We start from the raw sequence: 22,663 nt of genomic DNA, 5'->3' as shown, positions 1-22,663 counted from the left end.
TCCGCACGCCCGCGCATGATGATCCTCTCCCCCGACGAACCGGTCCGCACGGCCCCGGTCTGGTCACAGGGCCGGCGGAGCGCCGGCGTCGGGATCAGCCTAATCGAAACCACTCGTCGTCTCAGCGCCCCGTTCGGGTCGCAGGGAGCGCCAGCTGCGCAGAGAACAGACCGCGCTCACGGCTCACCACCTGCGCGCGCCCGGGCACCGACGGAATGGGCTTGACGCGGTCGATCAGAGCCCCCTCCTCGGGGTTGCCACCGAGCAGGATGCCGGTGACGCCGAGGTCGGTGAAGCCCTGGATGATCGGGTCGTACGCCTGACGGCTCGCGCCTCCGGTGCGCCGCGTGATGATGACATGGAGGCCGACATCCGCCGCTTGGGCGAGCAAGGGGCGCAGCCCGGCGACCGGGTTGCCCTGGCTGGTCGCGACGAGGTCGTAGTCGTCGACGATCACGAAGCCCTCCGCGCCCTTCCACCACGACCGGTCGCGCAGCTGCTCCGTCGTGACGTCCTGGCCGGGCAGACGGCCCGAGAAGAACGTCGCGAGCTCGGACATCCCCGACATCGCCTGGTCGTGCGAGGTCAGGTACGCCCCGAGGTACTCGCTCGGGATCTCCCCGAGCAGCGCCCGCCGGTAGTCGATCGCGAAGATCTTCGCCTGCTCCGGGGTGTAGAGCCGCCCGATCTCCTGCACGATGCCGCGCAGGAAGGACGACTTGCCCATCCCCGAGTCGCCGTAGAGGTAGAGGTGCGACTCCGCAGTCAGATCGACGCCGAACGGCGCAAGCTGGGCCTCGTCCACGCCGAGCAGCAGGCGACGGTCGTCGGCCGGCGCCTGGGCGCGCACCTCGTCGAGCGAGATGTCCTCCGGCAGCAGCCGGAGCTTCGGGCCGGCAGGCCCCCGCCACGCCCGGGAGACGGACTCGACCAGTCCCTCGACGCCGTCCACGAGACGCGCGGAGTCGCTCGATCCGTCGATGCGCGGAAGGGCTCCGAGCATGTGCAGCTTGTTCGGCGCGAGACCGCGGCCGGGAGCGTCGGCCGGCACATTCGCGGCAGCCTTGCGGTCGATCTCGGAGTCGCTCGCATCACCCTGGCGCAGCTCGATCCGGGTCTGCAGCAGGTCCTTCAGACTGGAACGGATCTCGAGCCAGCGGTTGGTGGTGACCACGAGGTGCACGCCGAAGCTCAGTCCGCGGGCGGCGATGGCCTGGATGCGCGGCTCGAGCGCGTCGTACTCGGTGCGCAGGGTGGACCATCCGTCGACCACGAGGAACACATCGCCCCAGCCGTCGTCCACGAGCCCTTCGGCACGACGCTGCCGGTAGGTGTCGATCGAGTCGACGCCGTGCTGCCGGAAATACAGCTCGCGGGCGTCGAGGACGGATTCGACCTCCGCGACGGTGCGGCGCACGGACTCCTCCTCGGTGCGCGTCGCGACCCCCGCCACATGCGGGAGTCCCTGCATGCCCACGAAGGTGCCGCCGCCGAAGTCGAGCACGTAGAACTGCAGCTCGAGCGGAGTCGCCGTGAGGGCGAGCGACGCGACGAGCGTGCGCGCCATGGTCGACTTGCCGCTGAGCGGTCCGCCCACGATCGCGACGTGTCCGCCGGCCCCGCCCAGCGAGACGACCAGCTGCTCGCGCCGCTGCTCCAGCGGTACGTCGACCACGCCGAGCGGGACGGTGAGCGAGCCCGCCGCACGCCAGGACGGCGACACGAGCCCGAGCGCCGCATCCACGGCCAGGTCGGGCATGAGGCGGTCGAGCGGCTCCGGGTCGCGCAGCGGCGGCAGCCACACCTGGTGCGCCGCGGGACCGCGGCCGCTCATCCGCTCGACGGCGATCTGGAACGTGCTGCGCTCCTCCGCCGGTTCGACGGCCACGGGGGCGGCCGGGGTGTCGGGGTGCTCGGGGAGTTCGAGCGGCTGTGCGGCGGCCGTGAACAGCGCGACGTCCGCTGCGGTGGCGGCGACCGGCCCGTCGCCGGACCCGCCACGGCGACGCGTCTTCGGCGCCCCCGACACGTAGGCGGCGCGGAACTGCGTCATCGACTCGGTGTCCGCTTTCAGATAGCCGACTCCCGGCTCCTGCGGAAGCGTGTACGCGTCGGGAACGCCGAGCACGGTGCGCGACTCCGCCGCCGAGAACGTGCGGAGGCCGATGCGGTACGAGAGGTAGGTGTCGAGCCCGCGGAGCTTGCCCTCCTCGAGCCGCTGCGAGGCGAGCAGCAGATGGATCTGCAGCGACCGGCCGACACGGCCGATGCTGACGAAGCTCTCGACGAACTCCGGCTTGGCGGCCAGCAGCTCCGAGAACTCGTCGGCCACGATCAGCAGCGCCGGGAGCGGCTCGAGATCGGCGCGGCCGTTGCGTCGAGCCTTCTCGTAGTCGGATACGTTCGCGAAGTTGCCGGCCTCGCGCAGCAGCTCCTGGCGGCGCACCACCTCGCCCTGCAGGGCGTCCTGGAAGCGGTCGACGAGCGCGAGCTCGCTGCCGAGGTTCGTGATGATCGCCGAGACGTGCGGCATCCCGGCCATGCCGGCGAACGTCGCACCACCCTTGAAGTCCACGAGCACGAAGTTGAGCTGCTCGGGCGAATGCGTCAACGCGAGCGCCAGCACCAGCGTGCGGAGCACCTCCGACTTGCCGGAGCCGGTGGCGCCGATGAGCACGCCGTGGGGGCCCATCCCCTGCTGGGCCGCCTCCTTGAGATCGAGCACCAGTGTGCCGCCCTCGGTGTCCTGACCGATCGGCACGCGGAGGCGGTCGCGCTCCAGACGACCCGACCAGGCCCTGTCGAAGTCGATCTCGCGCACGTCCGGCAGCCCCAGCAGCTCGACGAGCTCGCGCTGCGCACGGGTCGCCCCGCCCTCGACGGCGGCGACCGGCCCGGCGTACAGCGGCAGCAGGCGGCGGGCGGTCGCCTCGGCCTCGACGACGGACACGGTGTCGGGGGTGAAGACGCGGGTATCGGCGCGGAGGTCGATGGCCTCCGCGCGATCGGCGGGCGCCGACGGATCGCCCGGCAGGGCCAGTCGGAGCACGTCTGCGTCCTCCAGGGCGCCCCAGCGGGTGGGCAGCTCGATGACGGTGACCCCGGCGACCCCGTCACCGCCGAGCAGCGGGTCGCCCGCGGGGACCCGCGCTCCGTCGACCAGGAGGATCACGTGCGGCGCGGCCTTCGCCCCCGGCGAGAAGCGCGGACGCTCGCTCAGGTCGGCCGGAAGCAGCCGGGCCAGCTCCTCGATCGAGGAGGAGATCGCACGCGCCGGCCCGAGGCGGTCCTCCACCCGGACGGACTGCACGTGCGGGAGCCACTTGGTCCACTCCCACTGCGCGAGCTGCCCCTCGCCGGCGAGCACGGCGATGCGCACGTCATCCGGCGACTGCATAGTCGCGACGCCGAGCAGCATGGCGCGGGCCAGGGCTCGCACGGCGTTCTCGTCGCCGCCGGTGATCTCGACGCGCGCATAGTCCCCCACTGGAACGGCGAGCGGCAGGCGCGGCTGCACCTCGTGGGTGAGCATGAAGCGGTGGGCGGCGGACGCGGCGACCGGGTCGAGCTGTGCGAGCGGCGGGAGTTCGGGCGCTTCGAGCGTGATGCAGAGCGGCTGGTCGGAGACGCCGATGCGCACCTGCAGGAAGTCCTCGTCCGAGGCGATGCGCTCCCAGACGCGCGTCCTGTCCTCCGTGATGAACGGCAGCGCGGAAGGCGCGGGGTTCACCCAGTTTCCGTAGCGCCGCTGCTGGCGCGCCGCCGTGCGCACGGTGTCGCGGAGCTCGGCGAGGTACGCCAGGTACTCGCGACGGCTCCCGAGAACCTGCGAGGTGCGCTGCGAACGCTGGCGCCAGCCGTTGACCGCGACGAAGCCGAGCGAGGACAGCAGGAACATCCCGCCCGTGATGAACCCCGTGGGCCCGGCGTTCGAGATGGTGACCATGACGATGGCGCCGATGCTGCCCAGCATCGGGAGCAGGGACGTGATCAGACCGCCGCTCTCGCTCGGGACGAGCTCGGGCGGAGCCTGCACGACGATCTTGCCGCCGGGGACCCGCGGGGGCGCGAGCCGGGGACCAGCGCTCATGACGCACCTCCGAGAAGCCTGCTGATGGTGAAGACGCGGTTGCCGAGCTGGACACGGACGCCGTCCTCGACGAGCGTGCGGACCCCGGCGGCGAGGCGTCGGGCGTCGCCCGTCTCGTCGAGCAGCTCGGTGCCGTTCGTCGAGCCGTTGTCGGTGATCCAGGTTCCGGAGAACGAGTGCTCGAGTCGCGCGTGGGTCTTCGACACCGTGTGCTCGGGATCCCGCACCACGATCAGACGGTCCCCGGGCTCGCTGCCCACGGGGGCACGGCCGAGGCTGACCGCGACGGGGACGGGCAGCTGCTCGCGCTGTCCGGTGTCGAAGATCAGCAGCAGTTCGCCGCCGGTCTCGCCGCCGACGACTCCCCCGCCGGTCTCCACGGGGACCGGACCCGGCGCCCCGGGGACGCCCGTGCCCGTTCCCGTCCCGGTGTCGGAGCCCCGGCCTGTGTCGTCGGACGCACCGCGGATGTCGCGCGCGGGGATGACCTGCGGCGGTGTGAGCACGGGAGCCGCGGGGGAGGCGGGCGCCGCCGGTGCGCTCGATGCGGGGATGCCGTCCTGCGAACCCGCGGGCGTCAGCGCCGACGCGTGCGGCGGCGCGGCGAGCGGTGCGGCTCCGGGAAGCACGGTCACCTGCTCCGAGAGGTCGAACGAGGCGCCCCCGGGCAGCGGGGGCGCGATGATCGCGGGGGCGAGCGGAGCGGCCTCCTCCGCGACCGTGCGACGCGGGACGGCGACGACGACCGTTCCGGCGGCGCGATCGGCCCACGAACGGCGGCGCGCGCTGCCGTCCCAGGCCGCCGACGCCTCCACGATCCAGGCGCCGACGCCGAGCACGAGCGATCCGGCTCCGGTGAGGAAGGAGCGGACGAACGCCCGCCCCAGCCCGGGCGAGAAGGGAGCGTCCTCCCGTGCCACGCGCAGGCGCAGCAGAGCGTTCCCGAGACCGAGGCCGGCGCGCGCCTGGAGCACGAGGAGGACGACGGCGAGCTCGGCGACGGCCACGCCGGTCAGCACCACGGAACGGGTGAGCAGGGCCACCCCGGCGCCGATCGCGGCGACGGCCACGACGTCGATCGTGAGCGCGGCGAGACGAGCGCCGACCGATGCCGGCGAGCCGGCGAAGGCGGGACCGAGCGGCGTGGATCCCACCGCGGCACGGCCGCCCGGCGAGGCGACCGCGACCGCACCTCCGTGGTGCTCACCGGTCTGGGGCACTCCGCACGACGGGCAGCGGACGGTGCCCTCGGGCAGCGGCTGCCCGCAGTTCCAGCACGGGAGAGCGCTCATCACGCCATCACCCCTCTCATCAGGTCGATGATCCCGGCGGCGACCAGCCCGGCGGGAAGTGCGAAGACGACGCAGAGCGCCTCGATCAGATCGCCGAGGCGCGACCAGAACAACGAGGAGGCGCCTCGTCCGACGGCGACGAGCACCGCGGCCGTCGCGATGCCCACGACGAGCAGCGCCCCGGCGGCCACGCTGAGACCCAGGGTCCCGGAAGCCGGAGCGCCGGACGCGAGGATGGCCGCCGTCGCGACCGACAGAGCGACGACCAGGGCGGCAGCGCGCGGGACCCAGCGCAGCAGCGGGACGGACGAACGGCGCGCGCCCAGCACGAGCGAGAACCCCGCAGTCGCCGCGAGCACGAGCTGACCCCAGTACCGCAGCGGATCGGCGGCCTGCAGCGGGACGAGCGCGAGCGGTGCGCAGACTGCCGCGGCACCGGCGATCAACCCGGTCGCCGTGCGCATGCGGGCGGTCGATTGGCCGGCGATGCGCCGGGCTCCGGCGAAGGTGACCGGACCTCCGGGCTCGGGGACGCGTTCGCGGACGGCCCAGCGCGTCGACTGGTAGCGCTGGTAGTCGATGAACATCCCGGGCGGCACATCGAGGAGCATCGTCGGCAGCGCCCGCAGGGCCACCGGTGCGGCGCCGAGGGTGATGGCCGCGGCCCCCTGTGCGGGCAGTCCGAGCAGGAGAGCGAGCGCCCAGATCGCGCCGAGCACCAGCAGCACCACGGCCGCAGCACCTGCGGAGTCGCGGACCGCCTCCGCTCCTGCGACGAGCGCGATGACGGCGGCGAGCACCGCCGCCGCGGCGAGCCCGGTGAGCACGACGAGCGGGAGGGAATGGACGGCGGGCGGGATCGCCGTCGCGCCGGCCGCGAAGGCCAGGGCCAGCGGGCCGAGGGCGGCGGCGGGAGCCGCCGTCGTCGCAGCCCGTGCGGCGTCCGCGTTCGCGCCGCGTGTGCGGCTCGACGACGCGCGAGGATCGCGGGCCCGCACCGACCAGGTCACTCCCGCGACGGCGGCGCTCACCGCCAGCGCGACGGACATCGTCAGCCGGGCGCCATCAGGGACGGACACCCCGCCGGTGAGGACGAGTGCGGTGACGACGACGCCGACCGCACCGAGGATCCACCAGGCGACGGTCTCGGTCGTGGCCGCCGTGCTCGCGTCCGTTCGGCGGCGCCGGCCCGGGACGACACGGTCGTGGAGGTCGACGACGGCGAGCAGAGCACCGTCGTCGAGCCGCCAGGCGGGCTGGTCGGTCGCGACCTCGCGGCCCGTGCGTTCGACGAGCACCTGCCGTCCGGGTTGAAGGCGCAGCCCGATGCCGTCGAGGGCCGTCTCGATGACCGTGCCTGCAGGCACCACGATCTCGTGGACGCGCGGGCCGTCGACGATCGCCAGACGACGCCGCTCGGTCACGCCCGTCGGCACGGTTCAGTCGAGATCGTGTTCACGCCCATCTTCCTTCGGCACGGCCTGTGCAGCACCTCGTGCGCGGCTCAGCCGCGGCCGCCGGGACCCGCCGCGGCCGAGCGGGGCCCGCGGTCCTGGTCCTCGTCGATCTTGGGTGCGATCGGTCCGCCGAGCCCACGGCCCTGCCGCTTCTCGTCCGATCGTCCCGCGCCGCCGGCGCCGCCCATCATGCCCGCGCCCGCACCGGTGCCGCCACGCGCGGCGGCGCCCTCAGCGGCGGCGCCTGCACCGCCTGCACCGCCCTGGCCGGAGCCGAGCAGCCCACCGCTCCCGGCGCGGCCCGCGCCCGCGAGCGCACCCGTACGCGCACCCGCGGACTCCGCGGCCGCGTTCAGGCCGCCCACCTTCGCACCCGCACCGAGCGAGCCCACCTTCGCGTTGAGGCCGGAACCGAGCATCGAACCACCGCGGGCGGCCACGAGCTTCGCGCCACCGAGAGCGAGCGCCCCGCCCGCACCCGCAGCGAGCCCGGGTGTCGAGCCGAGGCCTCCCCCGAGCGAGCCGCCGCCCCCCGAACCGCCGGAACCCCACCCGGGCGTCGTCGTACCGCCCGAGATCGGTCCGTCGGGCGTGATGGAGCCGTCGATGCCCGTACCGGGGGTCGAACCGGTGCCGGTGTGACCGGTGCCGGTGGGACCGCCGGGGATGCTGACATAGCCGCCGGTGTCGACCTGCGACAGCGGCTCGACGTGCGCGTCCGGGTAGGTGCCGAAGGAGCCGCCACCGGGGAGACGGCCGCCAGTGCCGGGGCCGGAGGAACTGCCTCCGGGGGTCCGGTCGGAAGAGGACGAGGAGCCGCCGGGTCCACCGTCGGGGAGGCGGCCGTCGGTCTGGAAATCACTGCTGACGCTGAGCTTGTACGAGTCCATGGTCTCGCTGATCTTCTGGACCGACGCGCGAGCCGTCGATTCGCGGTTGGCAGCGAGGTAGCTGTTGACCGCTGCGACCGCCCCCGGGCCGGCGACGATCGAGAGCGGGCCGAGGAAGAACGTCGCCCCGGTCACGGCCGCCTGCAGGATGTTCGCCTGCCCGCTGGAGAGCGCGCCGGGCGCGTCCGCGTCGAGCTTGTCGAGCTCGCTGTTCGCCAGATTCTTGCGCGTCGAGTTGGCGGACTCGACCTGCGTGTGGATGGATGCCACCTTCTGCGAGAGATCGTCCGCCTTGGACGCCACCGACTGAAGCGCCGACGTGGCGGCCTCGCCCGTCTCCCCTTCCAACCCGACACCGCTCTGCGCATCGCTCGTGATGCGCTTGAGCGCATTCAGTTGCGAGACGAGTTGCGCGGCGTTCGGCAGGGTGACGTCCGCTTTCGCAGACGCCAGGTCGGCCAGCCTCTTCTCCCACGGCCCCTTGCTCATGCGTTCCCCCCATTTCCGTTCGGAGCTCTCCGACGCGATAGTACGACGATCATGATGACGACGACAGCGATGATCACAAGGACCGCGATGCCGATTCCGATGAACAGGCCGGCCGGCACACCGGAAGCAGGCGCCGAGCTGCTCTCCCCCGGCGCACCCGTCGTCGAAGGAGCCGGAGTGTGCGCTGCATCCGCGATCTGCTCGGCAGTGGGCTTCGCGTACGCCTTGTCGAGCAGCGGGTTGGTGTCCGGGTACTTCGTCGGGTCGACCGCGAGGAGGTGGGTCAGGGACGCCGGCCCGTAACCGTACCCGGTCTTCTCATCACGCATCAACTCGTGGTCGTCGGCGGTCGTGTTGTGGATGAGCGACTGGATGAGCTGATTGGAACTGGCTTTCGGGTACTTCTGTTTTGCAGCTGCGAGCATCCCCGCGACAAGCGGCGCCGCCATCGAGGAACCGATCGCACGGTACGAGCTGTCCCAACTTCCGGTCTGCTCGTCACCGTTGGTCGCGATCCCCACTCCTGCAGCGACGACGGTGGCCTCGGTCTGGATATCGACCACACCACCGTGCGACTGGATCGCGCCGTCCTGCCCGATCGCGTTGACCCCGACGACCCCGTTCGCGCCGGACGGCAGGGTCCCCTCATCCGTCAGTTCGTTGGGCATCGATGAGACGACGATGACGCCCTTCGCCAGAGCCTCGGCGAGGACATCGAGGTCCGGCCGAGTCAGGACGCCGAGTCCGACGGAGGTGGTGACGATATCGCTCCCCGCGTCGAGAGCCGCCTGGAGTGCCCGACCGAATTGGGTCGTCTTGCCCCCGCTCGCTGCGCAGTCCAACGTTCCATAGCCTTCGAACCGCACCGATGCGTCCGGAACGATGCCCTTCACTGCGCCCGCCCCCGTGCCGTTGCCGATGAGGAGTGCGCTCACAGAGGTGCCGTGCACCGAGGCCTCGTTCGCGTCCGTCGTGGTCGGGGAGGCCGCACAGTACGTGGTCTTGTCGACCGTCAGGTCGGTTCCGGAGAACACCGGAAGATCCGGATTGATCTGCCCGTCGATCACGGTGATCTTCACGCCTTTGCCCGTCCACCCCTCGGCGTGGGCCTGGCCGACGTCGTAGTAGTCGTACCACCAGTTGCCGTCGGTCGTGTCGGCCGACGCGGACACCGTTGGAACGATCGCCAGTGCAAGGGCGAGCGCGCCCGCGAACATGCCCCGGAGGGCTCCCCTCGACTTCATCGCACCCCATCCTGCCGACGACGCGCGTTCAGCGCATCCGTGCGGCCACTGCCTTCGGCCGCCGGGACAGGCCGCGCGTGGCGCGCCCCCGAGACCCTTCCCAGGGATATCACGGATCACGCGCGTACCGCCAATCTCGACCGGAACAGAGTGCCCGCACTGTGGTCGAGCACTCCGAGCCGCCGATAGGGTCGAGCCGTATGGGGGAATACGTTTCGAAGCTCGCGGCACTCGCGGGCGCACCGCGGTACGGGATGGGATCGTCGTTCACGAGGGCCGGGGAGGCGCTGGGTGCGGTGGCTCACGCGGCGCAACGCGCTCGCTCCGATGTCGGATTCAGTGGAGAGGCCGGTCGCGCGGCCGAGTCGCTGCTGGAGAGCCGCCGTCGCGCCCTCCTGACGATCGCGGACGGTGCGACGAAGGTCCCGACACTGATCGCGCAGGCGAACGATCAGCTCGACTACGCGCGGCGGGTGGCGAAGGAGATCGCCGCGCGCACCGCACCGCCGGTCCGCGCCGAGGCCGCTGCGGCGGCGAAGGCCTCCCTCGCGCGCACCAACGAGCAGGAGGCGAAGCGCGCCTACGCGGCCATCGTGAAGGAGTTGCGGGCGCTGGCCGCCGAGCTGAAGCCGCTCGCCGCAGACCTGACTTCGACGTCGTTCCCCGGCAGCACGCAGCCCGGACAGGCGAAGGCACCCGGGAGCCTGCGTGCACTCGCGCAGCTCACGCCCGCTCAGCTCGCCGCGCTGTCGACATCGCAGCTCGTCCGGCTCGCGGCGATGCTGTCGAAGGACCCGGAGAAGGTGTGGGGGTGGTGGGCGACCCTCACCGAGGTCCAGCGGGCGACGCTCCTGACGAGCGCCGCACCGTTCCTCGGCCGCCTCGACGGGCTGCCACCGGCGGTCCGCGTGGCCGCCAACCGCACGAACGCCGCGACAGCCCTGGCCGCCAACGAGGCGGAGCTGGCGCGTCTGCGCGCTCTCCCCCGCAGCGCGGAGAACGCGAACACGATCGCGCTCCTCGAGACCGAGAACGAATACCTGCAACGGGCGGTCGACGGCTCGGTGCAGCTGTACCTCTACGACCGCGACGCATCCCGGGTCGTCGAGGTGGTCGGCGACCTCTCGCAGACACCGACCAACGTGATCTACTACAACCCGGGGACGTTCACGGGGATGCCGGACTTCTGGAAGGGCGGGGTGCAGACAATGGCAGTCACTCTGGTTCAGGATCAGCCCGGGGCCATCGTCTTTGTCACGAAGGACGGGATCTTCCCGGGCGAGGACGACACGAACCTCGGTGGGCCGAACATGACCCGCATCCTCGAGGCGAACTCGCCCACCTCCACAGTGGCGACGGCCGAGAGACTGGCGTCACTGCAGCACGGCATCGCCGCGAATCCGGAGTACACGTACGCGAATCGCACGGCCATCGGCCACAGTTGGGGTCTGGCGAACGTCACCGCCTCCGAGGGTGCCGGCGCGCACTACGACCAGGTGATCTCGCTCTCCGGAGCCTGGATGCCGGAAGGGTGGGCCCCGGACCCGACGACGTCGTACACGGACTTCTCCTATCCCGACGCGCTCCAAGTGGCTCAGGAGTTCGGCGCGGTCGGTGGAAACAACGTTCCGCGCCGGCCCGACAGCGGATTCGCATACGACCCGTACTACGAGGCGCCTTCCGCGTTCGACTTGATCGGCAACCACAACCTCATCGCGTCGGACGCGCAAGCGAACTATGCACTCATCGATGATCTGAAAGTTGAGATCTTCGGCCAGTGAACCAACGACGTCTCCTTCCGCTGGCGACCGTCACGCTTCTCCTGATGACGCTGAGCGCCTGCGCGCCATCCCTCCCTGCGAAAGGCCCGACCCCTATGGACACGCCCTCCGTGAGTCTCACCCCCGAGCAAGCCAAGTCCGAGTCACTTCGAATGCAGGACGAGCTCGTCGCGCTTGTGCCTACTGAGTGGATCTCCGAGCGTCGCACCCAGCAAACCGCTCATCTCAGGCAGTGCGCGGCGGACAATCTCTACTCGTGGTCAGGATTCACCGGATTGTCGCTGAACGGGACGCGGGATACGGACCAGCTCGTCACAGCAGTCGCGTCCGCGTATTCGGAATCCGCGTTCACCGTAACGATCGACAAGAACCCCGCTGGTCTCCGCCGGGTATCGCTCACCGGCGAGGACGGGGCGAACTACCTCGTGGCGCCGGGGCCGAAGGATCAAAGCGGAGTGAGCATCTACGCCGGTTCCCCCTGCTTCCACCTCCCCGACGGCATGTCGCCGCTCGACACGTTCTGAGGAGTGCACATGAAACGGATCACGGCCGACCGGAGGGTCGCGACGGAGGCGGCGAAGGGCATCGCCGACGCCCTCCCTCCGGTGCGCGAGCTGGCGACGCGGTTCCCGGGTGGGCTTGCGGCCGGGGCCGAGGGCACCGAGGAGTTCGACGCCGCCTTCAACGATGCGACGAGCGCGCTCGCGGCGACGTTGCCGGCGGTCGCTGCGACGATGAGGGGCACGTCCGAGGACATCGTCGCGACGGTCGACTCCCTCCTCGGAGCCGACCAGCAGAGCGCGACCGATCTGCAGGCGATCAGCCGGGCGTTCTGACGCGGACCGGCGCGCCCGGCCTCAATCCAGGAACAGCGCCCGGAGGCGTCGCGTGGTCAGCACGAGGCCGAGGCCGACCATCACGGCGAAGTAGAGGACGTGCCAGAGCATCCCGATGTCGACGGCGCCGGTGGTGAGGCCGCGGACGAGCTCGACGCCGTGCCAGAGCGGGAGCGCGCGGATGAACCACTGGATCGGCTCGGGATACACCGTGATCGGGTAGAAGGTGGCCGTCAGGAGGAACATCGGCAGCAGGACGAAGTTGATCCAGTCCATCTGCTGGAAGGTCTTCATGTAGCTCGTGACCCCCATCCCGAAACTGGCGAAGCCGAACGCGATGAGCAGGACGGCGGGCAGGGCGAGCAGCGCCCACCAAGAGAGGTTGAGGCCCAATGTCTGCATGACGAGCATGAAGCCAAGGGCGTAGAGGGCGCCGCGCGCGAGGGCGAGGAGGATCTCTCCGAGCGCGACGTCCAGCGGGCCGAGCGACGTGGAGAGCATGCCCTCGTAGAGCTTGGCGAAGTGCATCTTGAAGAAGACGTTCCAAGTGGAGTCGTACACGGCACCGTTCATGGCCGCGGTGGCGAGCAGCGCGGGCGCGATGAAGGCCGCGTACGAGACGGGCTGCCCGGTCGAGGTGTGCACGTCGCCCACGAGACTCCCGAGCCCGATGCCGAGCGACAGGAGGTAGAAGATCGGCTCGAAGAATCCGGAGACGATCACGAGCCAGTTTGTGCTACGGGTCGCCCGCCAGCCGCGCAGCATCACCGACCTCGCGTTGCCGGCGTAGAGGGCGCGCAGCGGACGCGAGCGCGAGACCTCCGCGGTCATCCGGTCGTCGGTGGCGGTCACTTGTTCAGCCTCCGCCCACTGATGCGTCGTGCCCACAGCCAGAAGGCGGCCGTGAGAGCAGCCAGGTAGAGGATGTGCACGATCGTGAGCCACAGGGGCTCCGGCGACCCGTACGCGAACACGCGCGAGAGCTCCGTCGCGTGCCAGAGGGGCGAGATCCAGCCGATCCACTGCAGGAAGTCGGGCATGTTCGACAGCGGGAAGAAGGTGCCGGAGAACAGCGTCATCGGCAGCAGGACGAACCGCATGAGCATGGCGATCTGGCCGGTGTCCTGCTCGAGGGTAGCGACATACGCCATGACCGGCGTGCCGAAGGCGAGCCCGGCGAGCGTCGCGACGAACACGGTGACCCACCCCCACGGCCCCGGGACGGCGCCGAAGAGCAGCATGAAGGCGTAGTAGACGATGCTCGTGCCGAGCAGCCGCGCGATCACGGAGATGACGATGCCGTCGATGATCTGGCCCGGCGCGATCGGCGCGGCATTCATGCCGAAGAAGGTGGGGTTCCACTTGAACCCGAGCATGACCGGGTAGGTGAACTCCTCGCTCGCGACCGTCACCGCCGCCGTGCAGAGGAGCGCGGGAGCGACGAACGCGAGATAGCTCACGCCGTCGATCGCGTCCGGGCCGGTGTTGGCGCTGATGAGGCTCCCGAGCCCGACGCCCATGGCGAAGAGGTAGAGCAGCGGGTTGCCGAACCCGGTGACGAGCAGCGTCTGCAGGTACGAGCGCATCACCCGGAAGCGGTGCTCTGCGACGTACCAGGCGCCGAACCTCCGCGGACGCACCGCTCCGGCGAGCGCCGCCCGCGCGTCGTCGCCGATCGCCGTGCCGGTCTCGGCGCTCATTCGATCAGGCTCCGGCCGGTCAAGCGCAGGAAGACGTCCTCCAGGCTCGACCGGCGCACAAGGCTCGTGAGCGGGTGGAGGCCGCGCTCGGTGAGGCGGGCGAGCTCGGCCTCGCCGTCGTCGCTGTAGACGAGGATGCGGTCGGGCAGCACCTCGACGCGCTCCCCGATTCCGTCGAGACGGCCCGCGACCTTGGCGTTGCGATCGGAGCCGAAGCGCACCTCCAGCACCTCGCGCGTGGAGTACTCGCGGATGAGGGCGGCCGGGGACCCCTCAGCCATGATGCGGCCTTTGTCCACGACGACCAGGCGGTCGCAGAGCTGCTCCGCCTCGTCCATGTAGTGGGTGGTGAGCACGAGGGTCGTTCCCTGCTCCTTGAGCCGGAACAGCCGGTCCCAGAGGATGTGGCGCGCCTGCGGGTCGAGCCCGGTGGTCGGTTCGTCGAGCAGCAGGATGCGCGGGTCGTTGATGAGGGCCCGGGCGATGGTGAGGCGGCGCTTCATGCCGCCGGAGAGGTCGTCGACCTTGGCCTTCGCCTTGTCCTCCAGCTGGGCGAAGGCGAGCAGCTCGTCGGCACGGCGGCGCACACGCGCAGCGGGCAGCCCGAAGTAGCGGCCGTAGACGACGAGGTTGTCCCGCACGCGGAGCTCGGTGTCGAGGTTGTCCGCCTGGGGCACGACGCCCAGCTGCGAGCGGATCTCGGGGCCGTAGCGGTCGGGATCGAGACCGAGGATGCGGAGGTCGCCTCCCGAGCGGGTCGAGACGGCCCCGACCATCCGCATCGTCGTCGACTTTCCCGCACCGTTGGGGCCGAGCAGCCCGAAGGACTCCCCGGCCTCCACGTCGAAGCTGATGCCGTCGACCGCGGGAACGTCCTTGTACGTCTTGACGAGATCGGTGGCGGTGATGACGGGCGTCGGCATAGTTCAGCACTGTAGCCCCGGCCGGAGACATCGCGGGGGATCCGGCCGCTCGTCAACCGGGGTTGACCAACGGCAGCGAGTCAACTAGGGTTGACGCCATGGACAGCAGCACCCTCCGCACCCTCGCCGGCGACGCCGGGTCCGAGGATCCGATCGTCGCCCTCCGGGCCATCTCGCGCCTGCACCGCGAGCTCGACCGGATCGAGGCGGTCGCCGTGCGGCGCGCGCGCAACACGAACGCCACGTGGCAGCTCATCGCGCTGGCCCTGGGTGTCAGCAAACAGGCAGTCCACAAGAAGTACGGTCGGATGTAGACCGCGCCGCACGGCCGCGCACCCTCGTCGAGACGAAGCCCGAAACGGAAAGACCCATGACCTCCGAGCAGCCCGCCGCGTCCACCCGACGCCGCTCCCCCTTCTCCCGGCGCCCCGACGACGCCGGCCCGCGCGCCCGCTTCGGGCAGCTCCTCCCCTACCTCCTCGAGCATAAGAAGGTGCTCGGCTGGGTCGTCGTGCTCAGCGTGCTCGGCGCCGCGGCCAGCCTCGCCCAGCCACTGCTGGTCAGCCAGGTGATCGACATCGTCGGCAAGGGCGAGCCGCTGGGCGCGCTGGTGTGGGGACTCGTCGCGCTGGTGGTCGTCTCGGGGCTGATCTCCGGTTACCAGCACTACCTGCTCCAGCGCACGGGCGAGGGCGTCGTGCTGTCGTCGCGCCGCAAGCTCGTCGGTCGGCTGCTCAGGCTGCCGATCAGCGAGTTCGACACCCGCCGCACCGGCGACCTCGTGTCGCGGGTGGGCTCCGACACCACTCTGTTGCGGGCGGTCCTGACCCAGGGCCTGGTCGAGGCCATCGGTGGCGCGCTCACCTTCATCGGCGCCCTGATCGCGATGCTCATCATCGATCCGGTGCTGCTCGGACTCACCGTGCTGGTCGTCGCCGTGTCGATCGTGGTCGTGACCGTCCTCTCCGGGCGGATCCGCGTCGCCAGCCAGAAGGCGCAGAACAAGGTCGGCGACCTCGCCGCGGCCGTCGAGCGGGCGATCAGCTCGGTGCGCACGATCCGGGCGGCCAACGCCACCGAGCGCGAGATCGCGGCGGTCGACGAGAACGCGACGGGGGCCTACCGCATGGGCATCCGGGTCGCCAAGATCTCGGCGCTCGTCGTCCCGGTCGCGGGCATCGCGATGCAGGTGTCGTTCCTCGTCGTGCTCGGCGTCGGCGGCTTCCGTGTCGCGAGCGGTGCGATCACGGTCGCGAACCTCGTGGCCTTCATCCTCTTCCTGTTCATGATGATCCTTCCGCTCGGGCAGGCGTTCGGAGCGATCGCGGCCGTGAACTCGGCGCTGGGGGCACTCGGGCGCATCCAGGAGATCCTCGATCTGCCGACCGAGGACCAGCACGACCGCGAGATCGCGCCCCTCGCCTGGACGGTCGGGGCGGCGAACGAGGGACTCGCCCCCGAGGCACCGGCCATCGAGTTCGCCGACGTGCACTTCGCGTATCCCGAGCACGAGGAGAAGCCGGGCGAGTCGGGCCCCTCCGACGGCTCCGCTCCGGGCGCGCGCAGTGAGCCGTCCGCTGCGCCGACGGTCGAGCGGGTGGCGGTCGAGGCGTTCGGCGGCGTGGATGTCGTCGCCGAGGCGGAGGCTGCGGCCGGCACCGGAGAGGACGCTGACGGCGCGCACCACCCGGGTGGTGTGCTCCACGGCGTGAGCTTCGCTGTGCCGCGCGGCAAGCGGACCGCGCTGGTCGGACCGTCGGGCGCGGGCAAGTCGACCATCCTGGCCCTGATCGAGCGGTTCTACGACGTGGAGGCGGGCGAGGTGCGGTTCGGCGGCCTCGACATCCGGAGCCTGGAGCGCACGGCGCTGCGCGAGCAGATCGGCTACGTGGAGCAGGACGCGCCGGTGCTCGCCGGCTCGCTGCGCGACAACCTCACGCTGTCGGCGCCATCCGCGACCGACGAGGCGTGCATCGACGTGCTGCACGCCGTCAACCTGACCGAGGTGCTGGAGCGCAGCGAGCGGGGACTCGCGGCCCCGGTCGGCGAAGACGGGATCATGCTCTCGGGCGGCGAGCGCCAGCGCCTCGCGATCGCCCGCGCGCTCCTCGCCGCGCCGCCGGTGCTGCTGCTCGACGAGTCCACGTCCAGCCTCGACGGGCGCAACGAGCAGCTCATGCGCGAGGCGATCGACGCGGTGGCGGAGGACCGCACCCTCCTGGTGATCGCGCACCGGCTCTCCACCGTCGTCGACTCCGACCAGATCGTCGTGCTCGACCACGGCCGCGTCGTCGGCGTCGGCACCCACTCGGAGCTCGTCGCGAGCACGCCGCTCTACCGCGATCTCGCGAAGCACCAGCTCCTCGTCTAGCCGCTCCCGAACCGCCGAGGACGCGGACAGCAGGCCTAAACCGCCGAGCGCGCAGAGATTCTGCGTGCTCGGCGGTCGCGTATCGGCGAGCCCGGCGGCCGGAGGTCAGGCGCGGAGGTGGTACCGGAGGGAGGCGAGCTCGGCGTGCAGCGCCGCCGGGACGCGCGAACCGAAGCGGTCGAAGAACTCGTCGGTGAGGTCGCACTCGGCGAGCCAGCGCTCGCGGTCGACCTCGAAGAGGGCCTCGACGTCGGCCTCCGGCAGGTCGAGTCCCTCGAGGTCGAGCTCCTCCACACGCGGCAGGCGGCCGATCGGCGATTCCACCGCTCCGGCAGCACCCTCCACGCGCCGGGCGATCCACTCGATCACGCGGGCGTTCTCACCGAACCCGGGCCACAGGAACCGGCCGTCGTCGCCCTTGCGGAACCAGTTGACCTGGAACACGGCGGGAGCGTCCGCACCGAGCCGCTCGCCCATCGCGAGCCAGTGGCCCCAGTAGTCGGCCATGTTGTAGCCGCAGAACGGCAGCATCGCGAACGGGTCGCGGCGCAGCTCGCCGACGGTCCCTTCGGCGGCGGCCGTCTGCTCGGACGAGATCGTCGCGCCCATGAAGACGCCGTGCTTCCAGTCGCGGGCCTGCGTCACGAGCGGGACGTTGGTCGCGCGGCGCCCGCCGAACAGGATCGCGTCGATCGGCACGCCGTCGAAGGCATCCCAGTCGTCCGAGATCGCCGGGCACTGCGCCGCCGACACCGTGAAGCGCGAGTTCGGGTGCGCCGCCGGCCGACCGGATGCGGGCGTCCAGTCCTCGCCGCGCCAGTCGATGAGGTGCGCGGGCGGCTCCTCCGTCAGCCCCTCCCACCACACGTCGCCGTCGTCACGCAGGGCGACATTGGTGAAGATGGTGTTGCCCCACAGCGTCTCGACCGCGGTCGCGTTCGTCCGCTCGCCGGTGCCGGGCGCGACGCCGAAGAATCCTGCCTCGGGATTGATGGCGCGCAGGCGGCCGTCGGGACCCTGCCGCAGCCACGCGATGTCGTCGCCCACCGTCTCGACCGTCCAGCCCGGGATGCTCGGCTTGAGCATGGCGAGGTTGGTCTTGCCGCACGCGGACGGGAACGCCGCCGCGAAGTGGAACATGCGCCCCTCCGGCGACGTCACCTTCACGATGAGCATGTGCTCGGCGAGCCAGCCCTCGTCCCGCGCCATGACGGACGCGATGCGCAGGGCGAAGCACTTCTTCGCCAGGATGGCGTTGCCGCCGTAGCCGGAGCCGTAGGACCAGATCTCGCGCGTCTCGGGGAACTGGACGATGTACTTCGTCTCGTTGCACGGCCAGGCGACGTCGTCGTGACGCCGCCCGGACGCGTCGATCAGCGGGGCGCCGACGCTGTGAACGGTGGGGACCCACGGCTGACCGGCGGCGATGAGGTCGAGCACGGTCGTCGTGACCCGCGTCATCATGCCCATGCTCACGGCGACGTAGGCGGAGTCGGTGAGCTGGATGCCCACCTGCGAGAGCGGGCCGCCGACCGGGCCCATCGAGAAGGGGACGACGTACATGGTGCGACCGCGCATGCTGCCGGCGAAGACGTCGCGCAGCTCCGCGCGCATCCCCTCGGGCTCCCGCCAGTTGTTGGTCGGCCCGGCGTCGGCCTCGTCCACCGAGCAGATGAAGGTGCGGTCCTCCACCCGGGCGACATCGCCGGGGTCGGTGCGCGCGAGAAAGCTGTTGGGCCGCCACTCCGGGTTCAGACGGATGAGCTTGCCCTCGGCGACGAGCTGCTTCGTGAGGCGATCCGCCTCCGCCAGACTGCCGTCGAGCCAGACGATGTCCTCCGGCTCGGTGAGCGCCGCGATGCCGGCGACCCACTCCCGCAGGGCGGTGAGGCCGTCGGGAACGTTCGCGTCGGGGGCGGCCGTTCGGGGATCGGTGTCGGGGCGATCCGCGTCGTCGCGGCCGGTGTCGGTCAGCGGGAGCTCGGCGATGGTCATTCCGGTCGTCCTCTCGGTCGGAAAGAAGTGGTCTGAATCCAGCATCTGCGACCTTCTGCACCACATCACGGACGAAATGATGGAAAGAATCGCCATTCTTTCGCTATCGTGAAGCCATGGAGCCGCTCACCACCGATGCGGGCGCCGACATCGCCACGCTCGGCCACCGCATCCGCCATTTCCGCACCAGCCGCGGGCTGACCCTGGACGAGCTGGGGGGCGCAGTCGGCGTCGCACCGAGCCAGCTCTCGCTCATCGAGAACGGCAAGCGGGAGCCGCGGGTCACCCTGCTCGCCACCCTCGCGAACACTCTCGGGGTCCAGCTGGCGGACCTGCTCTCCTCCGAGCCGCCGGACGAGCGCGCCGCCCTGGAGATCGAGCTGGCGCGGGCGCAGCGCGGCAACCTCTACGGCTCGCTCGGCCTCCCCGCGGTCAAGCCGACCAAGGGCACGCCGACGGAGACGCTGGAGGCGCTGGTCGGCCTGCACCGCGAGCTCGCCCGGCGCGCGTCCGAGGCGATCGCGACGCCGGAGGAGGCGCGCCGAGCGAACACCGAGCTGCGGGAGCGGATGCGCGCCCAGGACAACTACATCCCCGCCATCGAAGAGCTCGCCGAGGAACGCGTGCGCGCGTCCGGCCACACCCGCGGCGCGCTCACGCACCGCGAGGTGAGCGTCATGGCCGAGCAGCTCGGGTTCGAGCTCATCTACGCGAGCGATCTCCCCCGCTCGACGCGTTCGATCACCGACCTGGAGAACGGCCGCATCTACCTGCCGCCCGCGTCCATCCCGGGCGGCCACGGCCTCCGCTCGATGGCGCTGCAGGCGATGGCGCACCGGCTCCTGGGGCACGAGCGGCCCGAGAGCTACGCGGACTTCCTGCGCCAGCGACTCGAGATCAACTACTTCGCGGCGTGCTGCCTGATGCCCCGGGAGGCCGCCGTGGCGTTTCTGCGGGAAGCCAAGAAGGAGAAGGACATCGCGGTCGAGGACTTCCGCGACGCGTTCGGCGTCACGCACGAGGCGGCAGCGCTGCGCCTCACCAACCTCGCGACGGCGCACCTCGACATGACCTTGCACTTCCTGCGCGTCGGCGACGACGGCGCGCTCTACAAGGGGTACGAGAACGACGGCCTCCCCCTCCCCACCGACGTGACCGGCTCCATCGAGGGCCAGATCGTCTGCCGCACGTGGGGCGCCCGCGGGGCGTTCACGCACACCAACCGCACCACCGAGCTCTACCAGTACACCGACACCCCGGTCGGCACCTATTGGTGCGCGACCCAGGTCGGCTCGACCGCCGACGGCGGCTACTCCATCAGCGTCGGCGTGCCGTTCGATCAGGCCAAGTGGTTCCGCGGCCGCGAGACGACGGTCCGCGCGGAGTCCCGCTGCCCCGATCCGTCGTGCTGCAAGCGCCCCGCGGCCGACCTGTCCGAGCGCTGGGCCGGCAAGGCCTGGCCCAGCGCCCGGCTGCACGCGCACATCCTGTCGCCGCTGCCGTCCGGCTCGTTCCCCGGAGTCGACGACTCGGACGTCTACGGGTTCCTGCAGCAGCACTCGGGGGCATGAGCGCTCAGCAGCGGGCGACCGCGGCCTGACGCCGACGGCTACTTCGGCTGCATCCGGATCGCGCCGTCGAGCCGGATCGTCTCGCCGTTGAGCATCGCGTTCTCGACGATGTGCCGCACCAGCGCTGCGTACTCGGCCGGTTTGCCGAGCCGGGACGGATGCGGGACCTGCGCGGCGAGGGAGTCCTGCGCCGCCTGCGGCAGTCCGGCCATCATCGGCGTCTCGAAGATGCCGGGCGCGATGGTGACGACCCGGACCAGGCTGCGGGCGAGCTCCCGTGCCAGTGGCAGAGTCATCGCGGCGACACCGCCCTTCGACGCCGCGTACGCCGGCTGACCGATCTGCCCGTCGAAGGCCGCGACCGACGCGGTGTTGACGATCACGCCGCGCTCCGGACCGTACCCGCCCTCGACGGGATCGGTGGCGACCATGGCGGCCGCGGCGAGCCGGATGACGTTGAACGTGCCCACGAGGTTGACACGGACGACGCGCTCGAAGTCCTCCAGCGGGAGCACGCCGTCACGGCCGAGCATCCGTGCCGCCGTCGCGATGCCCGCGCAGTTCACCACGACGCGGAGCGGCGCGAGGGCGGCGGCGGTGTCGACGGCGGCCTGCACCTGATCGCCATCGGTGACGTCGCCGGGCACGAACCGGGCGGTGGGGCCGAGCGCCGTGGCCGCCTTCTCGCCCTGCGAGCTCGGCAGGTCGAGGAGCACGACGTGGGCTCCGGCGTCGGTGAGGGCGCGAGCCGTGGCGTTGCCGAGACCGCTGGCTCCTCCGGTGACGAGGGCCGAGCATCCGTCGATCAGCATGGGTCTCCTTCCGGTGCGCCTCAGCGCAGCACTTCGATCAGGGTGGCGTTGGCGGTCCCGCCGCCCTCGCACATGGTCTGCAGCCCAAACCTGCCGCCGCTCGCCTCCAGCTCGTTCAGGAGGGTGGCGAGCAGCCGCGTGCCGGAGGCGCCGAGCGGGTGGCCGAGCGCGATCGCGCCGCCCCGCGGGTTCAGACGCGCCGGATCGGCGTCGAACTCGCGCTGCCAGAGCAAGGGAACGGAGGCGAAGGCTTCGTTGACCTCGTACGCGTCGATCTCGTCGAGGCGCACCCCGCTGCGGCTCAGCAGCGTGCGAGTGGCCGGGAGGATGCCGGTGAGCATGAACAGCGGGTCGCTGCCCGCCACCGCGAACGAGTGGAAGCGCGCCCGCGGGCGCAGACCGAGTCGCGCAGCAGCCTCCTGACTCATGATGAGGGCCGCAGACGCTCCGTCGGTCAGCGGCGACGAGTTTCCCGCGGTGATGCGCCAGTCGAGCTGCGGGAAGCGCGCGGCGAGCTCCTCCGTGCGGAACGCGGGCGGGAGGGTCGCGAGCCTCTCCGCGGTCGTCCCGGGCCGGATCGTCTCGTCGGCGACGACGCTGCCGCTGTCGGGGGTCGGGACGGGGACGAGCTCGCCGTCGAACGCACCGTGCGCCGCCGCCTCCGCCGCTCGCTGGTGGGAGGTCGCCGCGAAGGCGTCCAACTCGGCGCGGGAGATGTCCCAGCGTTCGGCGATCAGCTCGGCCGAGACGCCCTGGCCGACCAGCCCCTCCGGGTAGCGCGCGTGCATGAGGGCGCCGCCGCGGGAGGCGCTGCCGACGTTCGAGCCGAGCGGTGCCCGGCTCATCGACTCGACGCCGCACGCGATGACGACGTCGTACGCGCCCGCGATCACGCCCTGCGCGGCGAAGGCGGCGGCCTGCTGACTCGAGCCGCACTGCCGGTCGACGGTCACCGCAGGGACGCTCTCCGGGAAGCCGGCGCTGAGCACGGCGGTCCGCGTGACGTTGGCGGCCTGCTCGCCCGACTGGGTCACGCAGCCGCCGATGACGTCGTCGACGACCGCGGGATCGATGCCCGTGCGGTTGACGATCTCGATCAGTGCGCCGGCGAGCAGGTCGGCGGGATGGATGTCGGACAGCTCGCCGTCCGGCTTTCCGCGGCCGGACGGGGTGCGGACGACGTCGACGATGACGGCTTCGGTGCGCGGCATG

General features: G+C 71.3%; 17 protein-coding genes. 6 read left to right on the top strand and 11 right to left on the bottom strand.

Annotation, left to right across the window (positions count from 1 at the left end):
* Positions 1-121 precede the first annotated feature (121 nt).
* The 5 genes from eccCa to IT072_RS05485 form a co-directional block, all read right to left on the bottom strand.
* Complete coding sequence (eccCa, locus tag IT072_RS05505) at positions 122-4,090, bottom strand: type VII secretion protein EccCa (protein ID WP_223359943.1); 3,969 nt, start codon at positions 4,088-4,090, stop codon at positions 122-124.
* Positions 4,087-5,382 carry an RDD family protein gene (locus IT072_RS05500; protein ID WP_223359942.1) on the bottom strand — a complete coding sequence of 432 codons (1,296 nt, stop codon included), beginning with the start codon at positions 5,380-5,382 and terminating at the stop codon, positions 4,087-4,089. Before IT072_RS05500 ends, eccCa begins: the two co-directional genes overlap by 4 nt.
* On the bottom strand, positions 5,382-6,818 hold the full coding sequence (locus tag IT072_RS05495; RefSeq protein WP_223359941.1) for a hypothetical protein: 1,437 nt from the start codon (positions 6,816-6,818) through the stop codon (positions 5,382-5,384). Before IT072_RS05495 ends, IT072_RS05500 begins: the two co-directional genes overlap by 1 nt.
* 68 nt (positions 6,819-6,886) lie before the next feature.
* Entirely contained in the window at positions 6,887-8,218 is a 1,332-nt protein-coding gene (locus tag IT072_RS05490) for a hypothetical protein (protein WP_223359939.1), read from the bottom strand.
* Complete coding sequence (locus tag IT072_RS05485) at positions 8,215-9,462, bottom strand: S8 family peptidase (protein WP_223359937.1); 1,248 nt, start codon at positions 9,460-9,462, stop codon at positions 8,215-8,217. The genes IT072_RS05490 and IT072_RS05485 overlap by 4 nt, the downstream gene beginning before the upstream one ends.
* A gap of 200 nt (positions 9,463-9,662) precedes the next feature.
* Between IT072_RS05485 and IT072_RS05480 the strand changes: the two genes are divergently transcribed.
* The 3 genes from IT072_RS05480 to IT072_RS05470 all read left to right on the top strand — a co-directional run bounded on the left by IT072_RS05480 (position 9,663) and on the right by IT072_RS05470 (position 12,079).
* A complete protein-coding gene (locus tag IT072_RS05480; protein ID WP_223359936.1) occupies positions 9,663-11,243 on the top strand; it encodes a hypothetical protein in 1,581 nt (526 codons plus the stop codon).
* Positions 11,244-11,353: 110 nt separating this feature from the next.
* Complete coding sequence (locus IT072_RS05475; protein ID WP_223359934.1) at positions 11,354-11,767, top strand: hypothetical protein; 414 nt, start codon at positions 11,354-11,356, stop codon at positions 11,765-11,767.
* A gap of 9 nt (positions 11,768-11,776) precedes the next feature.
* Entirely contained in the window at positions 11,777-12,079 is a 303-nt protein-coding gene (locus tag IT072_RS05470; protein ID WP_223359933.1) for a hypothetical protein, read from the top strand.
* Between the two features lie 21 nt (positions 12,080-12,100).
* On the opposite strand, the gene IT072_RS05465 is transcribed toward IT072_RS05470, so the two are convergent.
* Genes IT072_RS05465 through IT072_RS05455 form a run of 3 tightly spaced genes read right to left on the bottom strand, consistent with a single transcriptional unit; the run spans position 12,101 to position 14,702 of the window.
* A complete protein-coding gene (locus IT072_RS05465) occupies positions 12,101-12,910 on the bottom strand; it encodes an ABC transporter permease (RefSeq protein WP_223360906.1) in 810 nt (269 codons plus the stop codon).
* A 17-nt stretch (positions 12,911-12,927) separates the two neighbouring features.
* Positions 12,928-13,779, bottom strand: coding sequence for an ABC transporter permease (locus IT072_RS05460; protein WP_223359932.1), 852 nt, complete (start codon positions 13,777-13,779; stop codon positions 12,928-12,930).
* Entirely contained in the window at positions 13,776-14,702 is a 927-nt protein-coding gene (locus IT072_RS05455) for an ABC transporter ATP-binding protein (protein WP_223359930.1), read from the bottom strand. Before IT072_RS05455 ends, IT072_RS05460 begins: the two co-directional genes overlap by 4 nt.
* A 98-nt stretch (positions 14,703-14,800) precedes the next feature.
* Between IT072_RS05455 and IT072_RS05450 the strand changes: the two genes are divergently transcribed.
* Both IT072_RS05450 and IT072_RS05445 read left to right on the top strand, forming a co-directional pair.
* Positions 14,801-15,016, top strand: coding sequence for a hypothetical protein (locus IT072_RS05450; RefSeq protein ID WP_223359928.1), 216 nt, complete (start codon positions 14,801-14,803; stop codon positions 15,014-15,016).
* Between the two features lie 56 nt (positions 15,017-15,072).
* A complete protein-coding gene (locus IT072_RS05445) occupies positions 15,073-17,073 on the top strand; it encodes an ABC transporter ATP-binding protein (RefSeq protein WP_223359927.1) in 2,001 nt (666 codons plus the stop codon).
* A gap of 105 nt (positions 17,074-17,178) precedes the next feature.
* Here IT072_RS05445 and IT072_RS05440 read toward each other — a convergent pair whose 3' ends face one another.
* Positions 17,179-19,068: a phosphoenolpyruvate carboxykinase (GTP) gene (locus tag IT072_RS05440; protein WP_223359925.1), complete on the bottom strand. Its 1,890-nt coding sequence runs from the start codon at positions 19,066-19,068 to the stop codon at positions 17,179-17,181.
* 116 nt (positions 19,069-19,184) lie between these two features.
* Here IT072_RS05440 and IT072_RS05435 point away from each other — a divergent pair, with 116 nt between their 5' ends.
* Complete coding sequence (locus IT072_RS05435) at positions 19,185-20,639, top strand: helix-turn-helix transcriptional regulator (RefSeq protein ID WP_223359924.1); 1,455 nt, start codon at positions 19,185-19,187, stop codon at positions 20,637-20,639.
* 38 nt (positions 20,640-20,677) lie between these two features.
* Here IT072_RS05435 and IT072_RS05430 read toward each other — a convergent pair whose 3' ends face one another.
* Together IT072_RS05430 and IT072_RS05425 are read right to left on the bottom strand one after the other, a co-directional pair.
* Entirely contained in the window at positions 20,678-21,451 is a 774-nt protein-coding gene (locus tag IT072_RS05430) for a 3-hydroxyacyl-CoA dehydrogenase (RefSeq protein ID WP_223359923.1), read from the bottom strand.
* Positions 21,452-21,471: 20 nt separating this feature from the next.
* Positions 21,472-22,662, bottom strand: coding sequence for a thiolase family protein (locus IT072_RS05425; RefSeq protein WP_223359922.1), 1,191 nt, complete (start codon positions 22,660-22,662; stop codon positions 21,472-21,474).
* Position 22,663 lies beyond the last annotated feature (1 nt).

Source organism: Leifsonia sp. ZF2019, assembly GCF_019924635.1.
Taxonomy (GTDB): domain Bacteria; phylum Actinomycetota; class Actinomycetes; order Actinomycetales; family Microbacteriaceae; genus Leifsonia.
The sequence above is the reverse complement of the archived record's forward strand: the minus strand, read 5'-3'. Positions and strand labels throughout refer to the sequence as shown.

Coding starts and splice junctions, on each gene's coding strand:
- IT072_RS05440 (WP_223359925.1), bottom strand. CDS start 19,068: ATGACCATCGCCGAGCTCCCGCTGACCGACACCGGCCGCGACGACGCG.
- IT072_RS05485 (WP_223359937.1), bottom strand. CDS start 9,462: ATGAAGTCGAGGGGAGCCCTCCGGGGCATGTTCGCGGGCGCGCTCGCC.
- IT072_RS05445 (WP_223359927.1), top strand. CDS start 15,073: ATGACCTCCGAGCAGCCCGCCGCGTCCACCCGACGCCGCTCCCCCTTC.
- IT072_RS05480 (WP_223359936.1), top strand. CDS start 9,663: ATGGGGGAATACGTTTCGAAGCTCGCGGCACTCGCGGGCGCACCGCGG.
- IT072_RS05470 (WP_223359933.1), top strand. CDS start 11,777: ATGAAACGGATCACGGCCGACCGGAGGGTCGCGACGGAGGCGGCGAAG.
- IT072_RS05465 (WP_223360906.1), bottom strand. CDS start 12,910: ATGACCGCGGAGGTCTCGCGCTCGCGTCCGCTGCGCGCCCTCTACGCC.
- IT072_RS05430 (WP_223359923.1), bottom strand. CDS start 21,451: ATGCTGATCGACGGATGCTCGGCCCTCGTCACCGGAGGAGCCAGCGGT.
- IT072_RS05490 (WP_223359939.1), bottom strand. CDS start 8,218: ATGAGCAAGGGGCCGTGGGAGAAGAGGCTGGCCGACCTGGCGTCTGCG.
- IT072_RS05425 (WP_223359922.1), bottom strand. CDS start 22,662: ATGCCGCGCACCGAAGCCGTCATCGTCGACGTCGTCCGCACCCCGTCC.
- eccCa (WP_223359943.1), bottom strand. CDS start 4,090: ATGAGCGCTGGTCCCCGGCTCGCGCCCCCGCGGGTCCCCGGCGGCAAG.
- IT072_RS05455 (WP_223359930.1), bottom strand. CDS start 14,702: ATGCCGACGCCCGTCATCACCGCCACCGATCTCGTCAAGACGTACAAG.
- IT072_RS05460 (WP_223359932.1), bottom strand. CDS start 13,779: ATGAGCGCCGAGACCGGCACGGCGATCGGCGACGACGCGCGGGCGGCG.
- IT072_RS05500 (WP_223359942.1), bottom strand. CDS start 5,382: ATGAGCGCTCTCCCGTGCTGGAACTGCGGGCAGCCGCTGCCCGAGGGC.
- IT072_RS05435 (WP_223359924.1), top strand. CDS start 19,185: ATGGAGCCGCTCACCACCGATGCGGGCGCCGACATCGCCACGCTCGGC.
- IT072_RS05450 (WP_223359928.1), top strand. CDS start 14,801: ATGGACAGCAGCACCCTCCGCACCCTCGCCGGCGACGCCGGGTCCGAG.